Genomic DNA, 16081 nt, shown 5'->3' with positions numbered 1-16081 from the left:
AAAAAAAGCGCTGCACCGGTAGGGGCGCAACGCTCGTGCTTAATCAATTGCTGAAATTATTTGCTTTTGGCATAGTCAGCGCCGTTTCTTTTTTCAATTTCGGTTTTAGCTGCTTTGAAATTATTGGTGTTCAACGTAGCAAGCTCATTGGTAGAGATGGCGTGAAACTGGGTGCTTCCATTTAATTTTAAGGAACTTTCGTTGCTCAGTTTGGTATAGATACTTTCCGTTTTCGAACTGATGTCGGCTTTGGCATCATCCTGTAGGATCACCTGTAAATGCTGTACATTAAGTGTGTTTTTGGTTTTCACTACAGCGTTGCCAGAAACATCAATTCTGGAGATATCGCCTACATAAAGGGTAATTTTTACTGGCTCCGAATTTTTCTTGGTAGATACGTGGATAGCATCGTCTGTGCTGTAAACTCTGGCTTTTGCAGTACCGTCGTTGGTATATAATTTTTTGCTTTCGTGGTCTTGTACAAGGGTAACTTCTACATTTCCGGAAATGATCAATTTCTTAGGTGTTTGTTGTTCTTCGTATTTGTAGGTAGTTGAATTTGCATTTACTGCTTCTTTGGCGTTAACAGTTGAGGTGCCGATGGCTAAAGCTAAAATCCCGATAGCAAATAGCGAAGTTGTACTTTGTTTCATAATTGATTTGTGTTTTTTTAGAATAAGACGCAAAGCATTACAAAACGTTGCAGGCAATTTAGCTACTTTCGACGAACTCCCGATTTTTTTCGACGAAACTCCGAAATCTTTCGTAGATTGTTAAGGCTTTGTTAAATTTAGTTTGTTTTTGGCGGCTTAGGAGCTTAACTTTAACCAAGCCTTACTCTTCGAGATCTAGATGGTCCAGCTTTCACATTCTTTGAGGAACAGTTCATCTGCCTCGGCACCAATCCCCGGCGTATCGGGAACATCCAGCATAAAGCCCTGATAACTTAAGCCGCCCACTACGGGGTCTACCAAATGCCCCAAAAGACAGGTATCCAAGTCAAAATATATAACATTAGGGCTGGCCAGGGCAAAGTGTAGGTTTGCCGTTAATGCCAACCTGCTCTCCAACATGCTTCCAATCATGCACTTTACACCGTTTTGTAGCGCAACTTCATGTATTTTCTGAGCTTCCAAAATACCGCCCGACTTTGCAAATTTGATGTTCAAAAAAGTAGTAGCCTGTGCGTTAATTAATTTTCTGGCATCATGGTGGTTGTAACAGCTTTCATCAGCCATGAGCGGGATAGGAGAGTTCACATTTAGTTCGGGCAAACGGTCATCGTACCAAGTACGCATGGGCTGTTCGCAAAACTCAATGTTGTATTGGGCCAGTTCAGTTAGGGCAAATAATGCATCGTCAAAGCTCCAGCCTTGGTTGGCATCCAAGCGCAAGGTTGTTCCATTACCTACCGCCTTTCTAATAGCGGCCACTCTTTCAATATCGTCATGTACTTTTTTGCCCAATTTGATTTTGATAATCCGACAGCCGTTTCTTTGATGCTCCACGGCTTTGGCAGCCATATTTTCAGCAGTATCAATTCCCAAGGTCATATCCGTTTCGATACTGCGTTTATGGCCGCCCAAAAACTGGTATAGAGGTTGTTTGGCATTTTTGGCGGCAATATCAAACAGTGCCATGTCAAATGCACTTTTAATGGTTGGATTATGTGCTGCATAGCCCAGTAAATCGTTCATTCGGGACGGAATATCCAGCGGATCTTTTCCTTTGAGGATCTGCGCAAAATCTTTGGCCATGGCCAGGCAGGTTTCTTGCGTTTCGCCAACAATCATCGGAAAGGCCGAGCACTCTCCACTGCCATATATGCCTGCATCAGTAAAAATTCTGACCAGTACATTTTGCGCAAAATGCATGGTGCCGGTAGCAATCACAAAGGGTTCCATTGGAATACTGAAACGATAGATTTCGGTGTGGGTAATTTTCATGTTTGGTTTTTGGGGTTCATTTAAGCAGCTAACTATGCTCCTTCAGTTAAGGTTTGGTGTTATGTTTTATCTATGACGAAAATCGTTATGAATAGGGTGATAAATTTACAGCAATTTTTCAAACAAGCCAATCAAAGCCCGTACCTTTATATCATGCAAGAACCTAATAGCTTAATCCATGCCTCATCTCCTTATTTGCTACAGCATGCGTACAATCCGGTTGAATGGTACCAGTGGAATGAAGCCTCCCTCAAAAAAGCCAAAGACGAAAACAAGTTGATCATTGTAAGTGTAGGGTACTCTGCCTGTCATTGGTGCCATGTAATGGAACGTGAAAGTTTTGAAAGCCATGAGGTGGCCGAGGTAATGAATAAACATTTTGTGTGCATTAAGGTTGACCGCGAGGAACGGCCAGATATTGACCAGATTTATATGTTGGCCGTACAGTTGATGAATGGCAATGGCGGTTGGCCACTAAATGCCATTTGTTTGCCCAACCAACGCCCTATTTACGGCGGCACTTATTTCCGCAAGGCGGATTGGATCAATATTTTGCTCAACTTGGCCAATTTGTGGCAAACAGAACCGGCAAAGGCTATCAAATATGCAGAGCGACTAACCGAAGGTTTGCAGCAAGCTGAGCTGATTGAAGATAGAAACGAAACGCTGAATTTTAAAGAGGAGCAATTGATAGAAATTGTGGAACCTTGGAAAAGGAATTTTGATATTTCGGAAGGTGGCTATAATAGAGCACCCAAATTTCCTTTGCCCAACAACTGGTTGTTTTTATTGCGATATGCTTTTTTGAGAGATGACCAGTCGGTGATGATGGCCGTGATGAGAACTTTGGATGCCATGGCGCTCGGCGGTATTTATGATCAGGTGGGGGGCGGTTTTGCCAGATATTCTGTAGATGGACAATGGCATGTGCCACATTTTGAGAAAATGCTTTATGACAATGCGCAATTGGTAAGTTTGTACGCCGAGGCTTACCAATGCTTAAAGTATGAGCCTTTTGCCGAAGTAGTTAAGCAAACCATTGAATGGATAGATCGGGAAATGACCGCCGAAAATGGACTGTTCTATGCGGCTTTGGATGCTGATAGTGAAGGGGTAGAAGGTAAATTTTATGTGTGGAGCAAAGCTGAATTTGATGAACTGGTAGGCGAACATCATCAATTTTTGGCCGAATACTTTAATGTAACCAACACTGGAAATTGGGAAGAAGAGCATACCAATATTTTGAGGAGAACCGTGCTGGACGAAGATTTGATGGCAAAGTATAGCCTAAGCAATGCCGATTTTGAAAAAATCATTGCCCAAGCAAAAGCTAAATTATTGAAGGTTAGAAATGCAAGGATAAAACCAGGCTTGGACGATAAATGCTTAACGGCATGGAATGCTCAAATGATTAAGGGCTTGGCCGATGCCGCACAAGCGTTCAACAATGATCAGTATTACGAGAAAGCCAAAAAAGCAGCTACTTTTATCTTAAATAATCTTATTACCGAAGATGGTGGCTTGTATCGCAATTATAAAAATGGTAAAGCAACAATACCGGCTTTCCTGGATGATTATGCCTTTTTGATCGACGCATTGATCACGCTTTACGAAACAGACTTTAACGAAGCCTGGTTAAATGAAGCCAAAGAGCTTACTGAATATGTATCGGCTAATTTTGCCGACCAAAGCAATGCGATGTTCTATTATACCTCTAACCAAGGGGAAAGTTTAATTGCCCGTAAGCACGAAGTAATGGATAACGTTATTCCTGCCTCTAACTCGGTAATGGCACAAAACCTCCAAAAATTAGGGCTTTTCTTTGATGAGGAAAGCTATTTGGAACGCGCATCTGCGATGTTAAAAGCAGTTTTGCCGCGTATTAAATCTTATGGCTCGGCCTATTCAAACTGGTGTATCCAATTGCTCAACGAGGTATACGGAGTTAATGAGATTGCTATTGCAGGACCCAATTTTAAATCCGTAAAAGCGGAGTTTAACCAGCAGTACATCCCCAATAAAATTACTTTGGCAGGAACAAAAAGTACATTGCCTTTGTTAAAACATAAGCAAAGCGAGCAAACAAAAATCTATATTTGCCGAAACAAAACCTGTCAACTGCCCGTAGGTACTGTTGATGAGGCGTTAAGCCATATTAAATAAAAAGATGAAACCGCAAGGCTTTGTCAAATCATAACACAATTAAATAGAAAGAATGAAAATCACTTCTAACACGGTAGTTTCTCTTACTTACGAGCTACATACCACTACTCCAGAGGGTAACCAAGTTTTTGTAGAAAAAGCTACTGAAGAAAATCCACTTGTATTTTTATACGGTGTGGGAATGATGTTGCCTAAATTTGAAGAACACTTAACAGGCTTATCTGTTGGTGATGAATATAGTTTTGAGCTAGAACCAACTGATGGCTACGGTGAGATTGATCCGGGAGCCCATGTTGATTTACCTGTAGGCATGTTTAAAGAAGGCGGTGCCGAATTGCCAAATGTGGGCGACGTAATTCCTTTGCAAGATAACCAAGGCAACCAGTTCCGTGCTGGTGTAACTGCAGTGGGCGAAGAAGTTGTATCGGTAGATTTAAATCACCCAATGGCGGGTAAAAACCTGATTTTTGCAGGTAAGATTTTAACCGTAAGGGAAGCAACTGCTGATGAATTGTCTCACGGGCACGCTCATGGTGTTGATGGGCACTCAGGTCACTAATCGATATTTTGTTATTTAATGTAATGAAGAATCATTTGAATTAGAGATTCCTCATTCCTCGGATGACATAAAAAAATCCCTAGGCAAAACGCCTAGGGATTTTTTTATGTAGCTATTTCCGTCATTGCGAGTTACGAAGCAATCTTAAAGCGAAATGTAACCCAAAGGAGAGATTGCTTCGTGCCTCGCAATGACGGCAGATCTTAGGACTTGATTTTTATTTGGGAAAGTTAGCTATTTCGGTCATTGCGAGTTACGAAGCAATCGTAAAGCGAAATATGACCCAAAGGAGAGATTGCTTCGTACCTCGCAATGACGGCAGATCTTAGGGCTTGATTTTTATTTGGGGAAGTTAGCTATTTCCGTCATTGCGAGGCACGAAGCAATCTTAAAGCGAAATATGACCCAAAGGAGAGATTGCTTCGTGCCTCGCAATGACAAAAACAAAAAATCCCTCAACATTTTGCTTCGGGATTTTTTTTATTCTTGTTGTCATTTCTAACGTATGTAAGAAATCTCAAATTAGACGGTTGAAAGCTCGATTTCTCTCCCGAAAGTTTGGGATCGAAATACGGTAGTGGTTTATTTCACTACCTTTCCGTTAATCAGCGAAATGGGAGAGGCATCCAGTGCATTTGCAGTGCTCAACTTCAATATACCTCTAACTTTAATGGTTTGATAGGTGAACTTGGTAGGTTCGGTTAATTGCACCTCTACCATGATAGGCACACCGTTTTTACCACAATAAAAACACTGGTTAATGGGCAAGGTAGATAACATGAATTTGGTTTGCTTCATTCCATCTTTAATAGGAACAATGTAGCCTTCCAGCTCAAAAGGTTTGCCAGCTCTTTTTTTGATGTCGTTATTAAAAATGGCGTACATCTCGCTATCATCCTTGGCCATTTTAAATTCTACATCGCCAATAACGTCCCAATTGGCCGAAATAATCTGGTCACTGGGATCGTGTTGTGCCTTGGCGCTGAAGCCAAATCCAATAAATAGTAAAAAAATAAAACCTAATTTTTTCATGTTGTGTGTTTTGTTTAATGCGTTCCTCGCAATGACGATGTTGTTTATATATTAATTCTTTGCTAAAATTTTCGATATGTTCGAGCGGTAAGCCTGTATTGCTGGAATTACAGCGGCCACTATGCCGATGGCTAAGCCTGCCACCAATAAATAAATTTCTTCCTTAATAAAAATCAGACCGTTCATTTTTGCTTGACTACTTTCTTGGTAGTTACTAATCAACTGTAAAATGCCATGTCCTAATGCTATTCCAATTATTGTGCCTATGAGGGTCAAAATTAATCCTTCTAAAATGATTAACGAAAAAAGCTTGCCTTTTGAGGCCCCCAAGGTGCGCATAATAGCCAAATCGTAGCTTCTTTCCTTCAGGGAATTGTATAAATTCACAAAAACACTGATGGCGGCAATTAGCATAATCAATATGGCAAACCATTGTAAAGTATCTACCCCAACTCCAATTAGGGAGAATAATCGGGTGCTTTCCTGAGCGGGACTGGCAGCTTGCATATTGGTGGTTTGATTTACCATTTGTGGAAACATGGCCACCGCCATTGGCGAGCGATATTGAATTAACAAAGAGGTAAACTCTCGGTCTTCATCAGGGCTGTGGTCAGCTTCTGCGGCGTGGTCATGGCCTTCTTCATGTGCTTCCCCTTCATCGCCGTGCATTTTCCAGACACTGCCAATAGCCGTTAAAATTAAATTATCGGTGACGTTTTGCTGCGGTGCCAAAATACCCACCACTTTATAGGCGTGGTCCTTGTGTTCGTCTTTCATTTCGGTTAAGCCATGGCCACCAAAAAATGTATCACCTACTTTTAGGTTTTGCTCTTTGGCCACGTTAGCGCCAATGGTGGCTTCCAAATCGGCTTTCCAGAAAGTTCCGCTTTGTGTTTTTAAGCCATAAAGGCTGATGTAATTGCTATCGGTTCCTACTATGCGTACACCATTGTAATTGTCGCCCAGGGCCAAAGGAACTGCCCGTTTTACAAAAGGGCTGTGCATGAGCTTTTTTGCCTCTTTCATGGGAATGTTGCCCGTAGGAAAGTCAATGTAATAGATGCTGCTCAAAATCAGTTGTAGCGGACTGCCTTTTGCACCCACTACAAGGTCAATGTCTTTGGAATTTTTGGCTAGTTTATCCTCAATTTGGGTAGAAGCCAGTAACAGTACCGTTAAAATTCCCGTACCAAAAGCAATGAGCAAAATATTGAGTGCCGCATTTAATGGTTTCGACCAAATGTTTCTCCAACTAATTTTAAAAGGGCTCATGATAAAGTATAGGTAAGGGTAAACGCATCTTTAACTCTTTTATCGTGTGTGGCCACAACCAAGGTTGCCTGGTTCAATGCTGATTGCTCTTTCAGTAAGGTCAATACTGCTTCGGCATTTTGGTCGTCTAAACTAGAGGTTGGTTCATCTGCAATCAGTAGGGTAGGTTTGTTGATTACCGCACGAGCAATGGTAACCCGTTGTAATTGCCCCTGGCTTAACTCTTGCGGATAGGCATTTTTCTTGGCCAACATATTCAAGGAGTCCAACACTTCTTCTGCCCGTTTCTTATTGTTGGGCAAGCCTGCAAAACTTTGGGCCAACAGTAGGTTTTCGGTGATGTTTAAGCTTTTAATGAGGTGTGGTTTTTGAAACACAATGCCGATTTGCTGTCCTCTAAATGCGTCTAGCTTTTTGGAAGAAAGGGAATAGAGATCAGTTTCGCCAATTTTTACCTTGCCATTGGAGGGCTTAAGCAAGCCCGTTAAGATATGCAGTAAAGTGGTTTTGCCACTTCCGGATTGGCCTAAAAGAAGCCATTGCTCACCATTGTTCACTTGCCAGTCTGCAAATTGCAGCTCGTGGCCAGAGGTGTATTGATGAGAAACAGATTGAATAGAAATCATAAGCTTTGTTGTATGTTACAAAAATAAGATAAGTGGCCAAATCATTTATCTACTGGTATGTAAAGTAATTGCTACTGCAAAATAGTTGCGGCTTGCAATTTACATTTTTTTTAAGGCATTGATTTTTTCTGCATTGGTATTGCCGCCTAAACCCGATGGGAGCGGGAAATACTTTTTGTTTTTATAGCGGAGGCTTAAATAAAGCCCCGTAGGTTTCGAAAACCTACAAGGTTTGTGGGTAGCATGTCCTAAAAACAAAAAGATTGAAGCGCACAGCGGGACTTCCCATGGATAGTAGCAGGCAATTGCTTTTCAAAAAAATAAAAACCAATTGGTTTTCAACTTTTTCTTTTGTTTGGTGTTAGCTATGCGGTAATACATGGCGTTTTTGTGGTTACTTGGTGTAAACTTAACACAGTATTATTTGGCTTAAAGGGTAATTATTATATATTTACAATATCTATCAACACCCTCAATAGAGCAATTTTTTTTTAGAGCAATAGCAAGTGTTTGAAATGATAACAGGCACAACGAGCAAAACAATATGGAAGAAGATTTAAACAAAGACTTTGAAATTTCGGAAATTAACCGTGACGGACAGTTAGAAGAAGAAACCGTACAGCATTTAAACAATCCCGTAACCGATTTAAAACCTATCGTAAAACAGTACCTTACCTCGGTAAAGAGTGTTAAAAAGGAAGGTAACAAGTTTTATTTTTCTGACGGCGAGGCCACGGTTGAAGTGCGTGTGGTGAGTGATGAGATGATTAGGGTGCGTTTGGCGCCCCATGGTGTTTTTTTGGCCGATTTTTCTTACGCCGTAGTGCAAGTAGATCAAAAAGTGACCACTTTTAAGTTGCAAGATACACCAGATGCTTATTTGATTGAAACCAATACCATAACCTGTAGGGTAAGCAAAGCCGATTTCCTGATTTCGTTTATAGATAACATTACAGGTGTAATAACCAGTAGTGATGCCTCGCCCATGCACTGGGAAGAGAATGTTGAGTTTGGTGGCTACTACGTTTTTGCGACTAAACAATGCCATCCGGAGGAAAATTTCTTTGGCTTGGGCGATAAATCGGGCAATTTAAACCTGCGAGGACGTAAGTTTGTGAACTGGAATACGGATGCTTATTCTTATGGCTGGGACCAGGATCCTTTGTACCGTACCATTCCTTTTTATATGGGTATCAACCAGGGCGAAACCTATGGCGTTTTTTTCGACAATACGTTTAAATCGTATTTCGACTTTGGCATGGAAGATAATGGCAAAACCAGCTTTTGGGCCGATGGGGGCGAATTGCAATACTACTACATCCACGGGCCACACATGATGGACGTGGTGAAACGTTACCAATCCCTAACGGGAACGCATCAATTGCCGCCGCAATGGGCTATTGGCTACCATCAGTGCCGTTGGAGCTATTACCCAGAAAGCAAGGTGCGTGAAATTGTAGATGGTTTTAGGTCGCAGCAAATTCCATGCGATGCCATTTATCTGGATATTGATTACATGGATGGTTACCGCTGTTTTACCTGGAACAAAAAGTACTTTCCTGACCCCAAAAAAATGATCAAGGATTTGGCCAATGTGGGCATGAAAACCGTGGTAATGATTGATCCGGGTATTAAAGTGGACGATAATTATTGGGTATTTAAGGAAGGAAAGGAGAAGAATTATTTCTGCCGCCGAAGTGATGATTACTTTATGGAAGGCCACGTATGGCCGGGCCGTTGCCAATTCCCTGATTTTACCAATCCAGAAGTAAGGGAATGGTGGGGCGGTTTGTATAAAGAATTGGTAGATATGGGCGTAGCCGGATTTTGGAACGATATGAACGAGCCAGCGGTGTTTGGTTCGGGTACTTTCCCCAATGATGTAAGGCATAACTACGATGGCTACAGAGGTTCGCACCGCAAGGCACACAACATTTACGGCATGCAAATGGTACGGTCTACCTACGAAGGATTGAAAAAATTACAGCGCAATAAACGTCCTTTTACCATCACCAGAGCAGGTTACTCGGGCATGCAGCGTTATGCATCGGTGTGGACGGGAGATAACGTGGCTACTTGGGAGCATCTTAAGATTGCCAATATCCAATGCCAACGTATGTCTATTTCCGGGGTGCCGTTTTGCGGTACAGATATTGGCGGTTTTAGTGGCGAACCTGATGGTGAACTGTTTACCCGTTGGATACAATTAGGTGTGTTTTCGCCGTTTATGCGTGCCCACTCGGCAGGCGATACCCGCGAGCGTGAGCCTTGGAGCTTTGGGGAGCCTTTTACCACCGTGAACCGTAAGTTTATCGAGCTACGCTATAAATTGATGCCATATATCTATTCGGTATTCTGGGAACATCACCGTTATGGTTTTCCAATATTGAGGCCACTGGCCATGTTGGAGCAGGAAATTGTATCCAACCATTTCCGCCAGGATGAGTTTACCTTTGGCGATAAAATCTTGGTTTGTCCGGTATTGGAGCAAGGGGCTACTTCACGCCGCATTTATTTGCCAAAGGGCAAATGGTTTAACTATTGGACTTTAGAACTATTAGAAGGTGGTAGCGAGTATGTGGTAGATACCCCGTTGGATACCATGCCATTGTTTGTAAGGGCAGGAACGGTAATGCCAGAGTACCCAGTAATGCAGTACGTAGGCGAAAAAACGATAGATGAGGTTTGGTTGAACGTTTATTATTCAGATTATGAGGTGAACTCGTTCATGTACGAAGACCATGGCGATACTTTTGCTTACGAGCAGGATATTTATTTGGAGAAGAAGTTTAGCGCTAAAGGAAACGATAATAGCTTTACCATTGAACAAACTATTGATGGGTTATACACACCAAATTATGAACTCTATGATTTTCGTGTGATAGCTTTGCCATTTAACGTAGGTAAGGTTTGGGTTGATGATAGGGAAGTAACCGATTTTGTAGTTAATGATCGTGGAATATTGAGGTTTAAATCGAATAAAAACTTCTCAAAAATTAAAATCATTAAAGGATAGTTTAAAATTGAAACCTGTGAGGTTTTTAAAACTTCACAGGTTTTGCTTCATCAAAGTTTAAATGGTTTGAGATGTACCAAAAGTTGAAGATTCTGTATTTGCATCATTTCAAATTGGTATTTGTATTAAACTTTTGCCTAAGTCTATTTTTCCTTAATTTATTTTATTTAAAAGTTTTTGATAAGGTCAATTTATACAACCTTGCTATCGCCTTTAAATTGCTGGGATATGCCACTACCGTGGTCATAGAGAAGCTCTTCTTCGGCTATCGGATTTTACATGGTTATTTGCCTGTTAGTTTCATTTAAATCTCACCTTAAATTGATAGCTTTATTATATGCCAAAAAAGAAACAAACCAACCCAGAAACAAAAAGCAAAGCGGTTCAATCTGTGGAAAATGCTTTTGAAAAATATCAATCGCCAGTATGGCAGCATAGCCTTTTAACCGATTTTGATGTTTCATTATTTCTTTTGGGCAAGCATTTTAAGTTGTACGAAAAAATGGGGGCACACCTTTGCAACGTTAACGGGGTTGATGGGGTGTATTTCGCCGTTTGGGCGCCAAATGCGCAAAAGGTGCACGTAATGGCCAATTTTAACGGCTGGAACCGTGAAAGCCATTTGCTTTTTAATCGTTGGGACGAATCGGGGATTTGGGAAGGATTTATTCCTCACCTAAAGAAAGGCGAAGTCTATAAATATTTGGTGAAGGGATTTGATGGCGCTGAAGTAGAAAAAAGCGATCCTTATGCTTTACATGCCGAACATCCACCACGTAAGGCCTCTATTGTTTGGGATACTGATTATACTTGGAAAGACAAGGCGTGGATGAACAAGCGGGAAAAAAAGAATGCCCTTGACCAGCCTATTTCGGTTTACGAAGTACATTTAGGTTCATGGCAACGTGATCCATCTAATCCGGAAAGGGTATTGAGTTATGGGGAAATTGCGGCGGCCTTAGTGCCTTATGTGTTGCAAATGGGATTTACGCATGTGGAGTTTCTGCCCGTGATGGAATATCCCTACTATCCTTCGTGGGGTTACCAGGTAACGGGTTATTACGCCGCAAGTTCCCGCCACGGATCGCCACAGGATTTGATGTTCCTGATTGAGGAACTGCACAAAAATAATATTGCCGTTATTTTGGATTGGGTACCGTCTCATTTTCCTGGAGATAGCAATGGCCTATACCATTTTGACGGTACGCATTTGTACGAGCACTCAGATATGCGCAAAGGTTTTCATCCCGACTGGAAATCGTACATCTTCAATTACGATAGAAACGAGGTTCGATCTTTTCTGATCAGTAATGCCATGTTTTGGCTGGATAAATACCACTTGGACGGTTTACGGGTTGATGCCGTAGCCTCGATGTTGTATTTTGATTTTAGTAGGGAAGAAGGAGAATACGGAACCAATGAATACGGTGGTACAGAAAACTTGGGAGCGGTAAAATTCCTTAAAGATATGAACGAAGCGGTTTATGGTAATTTTAAAGGGATACAAACCATTGCCGAAGAAAGCAGTACCTACGATGGGGTAACCCGCCCAGTATTTGCCGGAGGTTTGGGCTTTGGCATGAAATGGATGATGGGCTGGATGAACGATACCTTGAAATATTTCAAACTGAATCCGCTCAGTAGAAAACATCACCATCACCAGCTTACCTTTAGCATGACCTATGCCTTTACCGAAAATTTTATGCTGCCGCTTTCGCATGACGAAGTGGTACACGGTAAATCGCCGATGATTTATAAAATGCCAGGTGATGAATGGCAGAAGTTTGCCAATTTAAGGGCCTTGTATGCTTATATGTTTACCCATCCTGGCTCAAAATTGCTGTTTATGGGCGACGAGTTTGCCCAAACTTCGGAATGGAACTGCTTCGAGTCGTTAAATTGGGATTTGCTCCAATATGCACCGCATAAAGGGATGCAGCAATTAGTCAAAAGGTTGAATGATCTGTACCGCTCGGAAGCTGCTTTGCATCACTTTAATTTTTCTCACGAGGGCTTCGAGTGGCAGGAAGCTGATGATATTGACCAGTCTGTTTATGTTTACCAGCGAAGATCGAATAAAGCCAAAGATACTTTGGTAGTGGTGCTTAACCTTACCCCAGTTTTTAGACAGCACTACCGTATTGGTATTCCTGTGAAAGGAAAGTGGAAGGAGATCTTTAATTCTGATTTGGCGGATTTTTTTGGCAGTGGTAAATTGAATGCTGAAGTGAGAACCACCGAAAATATTGCTCACCAACACCAAAAGCAATCTATTGTTGTTGATTTGCCGCCATTGGCTGTAAGTATTTTTAAGCGTACGGTGAAGTAGGTTAGATACTTAATTGAAAATCCGAAGGATTTCAATATTATAGAAAAAAAATGGGTAAAAGTATGCGACTCCGTAGGAGTCGTACCAAAGGCGATAGGCTATTTTATAAATGTTTGACCTCTTGGAGGTCATTAAAGCGTTAAAAAAATCAAATTCATAGTGAAACGAAATTTAAGGTTTTATAAAACAGACAAAGCCGAATGGTTTGTGGAATTGCCAGAATGGGTTGGTGATGCCGAAGACCTGCAAATGATTCAAGGGGCTGATGAGTGGCTTGATCTGCTGAGTAATAGTGCAAACGAAATTAAATTAAACATAGCCAATGAACCTTTTGAACAAGCATCGTTTTTAACCCTGATCCGTTTGGGTGAAGAAAACTTAGGTGGAGGGGCCAATTATTTTTTAGCGGCGTACCAAAATGAGAAAGTAGATTTAAAGATTTGGCTTTGTGAAGTAGTTCATTTTACTTTTGGCGAATATCCTCAGCGTATTTATTTTGCAGTGGCTTAGGCGGATACTTTTGTTTTACGGGCCAAAATCCTGACGGTAAAAATGCAGGTTAGGATAACTGCTAATCCGCTAAAGGCCCACAACATCCATACGCTGAAAAATGGTTTTTCCAACTCAAATGTTTGATTTTTCCCGATATACACCAAGCTATCCCAATAATAGGGGAGCATCAATGCGCTTGAGGTTTGGGGATCGTTGATCCATGCTAATTTGGCTGTTCTAAGGGCTTCGGTTCCACTATTTCCCTTTAAAAGTGATTGGTAGAAATGCGTAGTGATATAAGCTACCGCACGATCATTAACATTCCATAAGCCTGCAATGGTAGCAGAAGTGCCAATGGCGTTAAAGCCACGCGAAAGGCTAATGATCCCTTCACCATCTGCCAAAACACCATCGGCAGTTCGGCATGCGCTTAAAACTACCAATGACGGTACTTGTTGTTTTGCCGAAAGCTCAAAGAGGTACATTTTTTCCTGTTCAAAATCGAGGGTGGGTTCTTGGTTCGGCCCCGAAAGATAGGCATGTGTTCCAATGTGAAGAATGTTGCGCTGCACAAATTGTTGCTCAAAACTTTTGGCGTTTACTTCATCGTTGTATAGGAAAACGCCTTTGATGTTTTTTTTGATTTCGGCAGCTTCTTGTTCAACGGCCAAAAGCGGGGCATTTTTACCAGCGGCATGCGTAATAAATAGCCCAGCAAAACCATGGTTATCTTTTTTAGGTTTTTTAAGCAGCAAGGTTTTTAAGGAAAAAGCATAGCTGCTCAGGTGTACTTTAATTAAGAGGGGCCATGCGGCAATGTTCTCCACATAATTTGTTCGGGTTATAAGCCCATCGAAAGACAGGTAGCCCAAAATGCCATCGGGAATAATGGTTAGGGTTTCTTGTGGTTTAACCCCTAAAGGAGCAAATATTAATTGATAAATTTTATTGGATGCCTTATAAAATGATTGTGGGGCATTGGCCATTTCGGTAGGACCCTGCTGGAAATAAGTTTGTACAAATGCTTTAACGGTTTCCCTGATTTGCGGGGCATGGTTTAGCTTCAAAACGCCCTCAATTTTTTGTTGGTTGATGTTGATGATATAAACATGCTCATCGCCAAAAAAATACTCGATAAAACGGTGCTTGGGCAACAGCGCTAAATTAATTTCTTTGGTAAAAAGCGGCTCTTCTTGTGGGTGTTTTTGAGCGATTTTCTTGTTCACTAATGCCAGTTGAAATTTCAATCCAGCAATAATTTCCTGCAATTTGGCGGTTTTTAATTCAATGAACTGTTTTTCCTGATAAATAATGGCCCGTTCCAAAGATTGTTTTTTGAGCAGTAAAGGATCTGCTTTTACATTTTTGGCCGCAGCACTTTGGCTTCGTTCCATCTGCTCCAATAAGGTGCGGCTTTTGCTTTGCTCGGCCAGTAAAAGAATTTGGTACAGGTATTTCCGGTCGTTGCTTTTTTGGAACAGGAGATAGTTGATGGCAATGCCCTGTTCGGCAATTTGTTTCAAGCTCTTTTGCAAGCGTTCCTTGGTAATGTCAGCGCCAAATTCATCCCTGATTTTATCAGCAGCCGTTAAACTCAGGTTAATACTGCGAATGGCCTGTTCCGGTTGGCCAAGCAAAAGTTGGGCCTTTGCAATCTGCATAAAAGCATCCACCACTTTATAATCGCCAAATATTTTTTGCTCGTTAATGGTATTATTTTGCATAATGCCAAGCGTAACCAACGATTTTTGACTGTAGGCAATGGCTTCTTTAGGCTGTTTGGTAGCAATAAAGGTTTTGGCGAGTTGCGTAAAGATGTTTGCTTTTTCACGCAGGCGGCCGTAAGGAAAATATTGGTTAAGAAGGGCTAAGGCTTTCAGGTAAAACTGCCTGCCTTTTGCATACTGCTTAAGCTCCAATTGTACATTTCCGGCAGTAGTATAAGTTCCCATCAACCAGTAGGCGCTTTCATCATCTATGCTGGCTTGTGCTTTAATGTTTTGTTGAACTACCAAGGCGGCTTTGGCGTAATTGCCTTCTTCATACAAAATATCGGCCAGTACATTATAGAGCATAACACGTGTTTTGGCATCGGGCTTTAAATCAAATGCACTTTGAATAGCCTGGTGTGCGTCGGCCAAACGCGACATAGAACGGTAGGAAATAGCCATATTTCCATAGATGTTAGCCATTTTGCTGGGATTTTCGTTGTAAGCCCGCTGAAAATCAATGCTCTGTTTTTGGATGTATAGGGCACGCTCATAGTCGCCCAAACGCGTATAGTTATTGCTTAGGGGCTTTAAGTTATATTCTACGATATCGTAGCTTAATATTTGGTGCTTTTGGAAGAAACTGAGTGCATTTTCGTAGGTATTGATAGAGCCCAGAATATTTCCATCGAGCAGTTCATAATAACCTAAGGTGCTAAGTAGGTTTAGCCAAGCAAAATGCTCGTCGGGAGTTTTGGTGTTTCGCCAACGTTCTTTTTGTGCCTTTAAAAGGCGGTTAACAGCGCTTTCGGGCTTTGCATTTGCTTCATCAAGTTGTTCGTAAATCCAATTGCTTAGGTCATTTTGCTGTTTAAATTGGCCTAGCTTTTTGTCCAAATCATCGCTTTGCGCAAAAAGTGTACTTGTTTGCAATAGC

Annotated in this window: 11 protein-coding genes; 5 read left to right on the top strand and 6 right to left on the bottom strand. The window is 41.5% G+C overall.

The window, feature by feature from the left end; translation table 11 throughout:
* Positions 1–56: 56 nt before the first annotated feature.
* On the bottom strand, positions 57–653 hold the full coding sequence (locus DUT71_RS12530; RefSeq protein WP_113662875.1) for a GIN domain-containing protein: 597 nt from the start codon (positions 651–653) through the stop codon (positions 57–59).
* A 195-nt stretch (positions 654–848) separates the two neighbouring features.
* A complete protein-coding gene (locus DUT71_RS12525; RefSeq protein WP_113662874.1) occupies positions 849–1946 on the bottom strand; it encodes a mandelate racemase/muconate lactonizing enzyme family protein in 1098 nt (365 codons plus the stop codon).
* Positions 1947–2099: 153 nt separating this feature from the next.
* Between DUT71_RS12525 and DUT71_RS12520 the strand changes: the two genes are divergently transcribed.
* Both DUT71_RS12520 and DUT71_RS12515 read left to right on the top strand, forming a co-directional pair.
* Entirely contained in the window at positions 2100–4109 is a 2010-nt protein-coding gene (locus DUT71_RS12520; RefSeq protein WP_113662910.1) for a thioredoxin domain-containing protein, read from the top strand.
* Between the two features lie 52 nt (positions 4110–4161).
* The gene (locus tag DUT71_RS12515; protein WP_113662873.1) at positions 4162–4668 is read left to right on the top strand and encodes an FKBP-type peptidyl-prolyl cis-trans isomerase; all 507 of its coding nucleotides are present in this window, start codon (positions 4162–4164) and stop codon (positions 4666–4668) included.
* Positions 4669–5250: 582 nt separating this feature from the next.
* Here DUT71_RS12515 and DUT71_RS12510 read toward each other — a convergent pair.
* The 3 genes from DUT71_RS12510 to DUT71_RS12500 are packed head-to-tail and all read right to left on the bottom strand — an operon-like array spanning position 5251 to position 7598.
* On the bottom strand, positions 5251–5700 hold the full coding sequence (locus tag DUT71_RS12510) for a hypothetical protein (RefSeq protein WP_113662872.1): 450 nt from the start codon (positions 5698–5700) through the stop codon (positions 5251–5253).
* 51 nt (positions 5701–5751) lie between these two features.
* The gene (locus DUT71_RS12505; protein ID WP_113662871.1) at positions 5752–6972 is read right to left on the bottom strand and encodes an ABC transporter permease; all 1221 of its coding nucleotides are present in this window, start codon (positions 6970–6972) and stop codon (positions 5752–5754) included.
* Entirely contained in the window at positions 6969–7598 is a 630-nt protein-coding gene (locus DUT71_RS12500; RefSeq protein ID WP_113662870.1) for an ABC transporter ATP-binding protein, read from the bottom strand. The genes DUT71_RS12505 and DUT71_RS12500 overlap by 4 nt, the downstream gene beginning before the upstream one ends.
* Before the next feature lie 544 nt (positions 7599–8142).
* Between DUT71_RS12500 and DUT71_RS12495 the strand changes: the two genes are divergently transcribed.
* The 3 genes from DUT71_RS12495 (at position 8143) to DUT71_RS12480 (ending at position 13453) form a co-directional block, all read left to right on the top strand.
* Positions 8143–10614, top strand: a complete 2472-nt coding sequence (locus DUT71_RS12495) for a glycoside hydrolase family 31 protein (RefSeq protein WP_113662869.1) — start codon at positions 8143–8145, stop codon at positions 10612–10614.
* Positions 10615–10951: 337 nt separating this feature from the next.
* A complete protein-coding gene (glgB, locus tag DUT71_RS12485) occupies positions 10952–12943 on the top strand; it encodes a 1,4-alpha-glucan branching protein GlgB (RefSeq protein WP_113662867.1) in 1992 nt (663 codons plus the stop codon).
* Between the two features lie 159 nt (positions 12944–13102).
* On the top strand, positions 13103–13453 hold the full coding sequence (locus DUT71_RS12480; RefSeq protein WP_113662866.1) for a DUF6717 family protein: 351 nt from the start codon (positions 13103–13105) through the stop codon (positions 13451–13453).
* Here DUT71_RS12480 and DUT71_RS12475 read toward each other — a convergent pair.
* Complete coding sequence (locus DUT71_RS12475) at positions 13450–16077, bottom strand: CHAT domain-containing protein (RefSeq protein WP_162796036.1); 2628 nt, start codon at positions 16075–16077, stop codon at positions 13450–13452. The genes DUT71_RS12480 and DUT71_RS12475 overlap by 4 nt on opposite strands.
* Positions 16078–16081 lie beyond the last annotated feature (4 nt).

Source organism: Pedobacter nanyangensis, assembly GCF_003313505.1.
GTDB lineage: Bacteria > Bacteroidota > Bacteroidia > Sphingobacteriales > Sphingobacteriaceae > Pedobacter > Pedobacter nanyangensis.
This window is presented reverse-complemented; position numbering and strand designations above follow the sequence as displayed.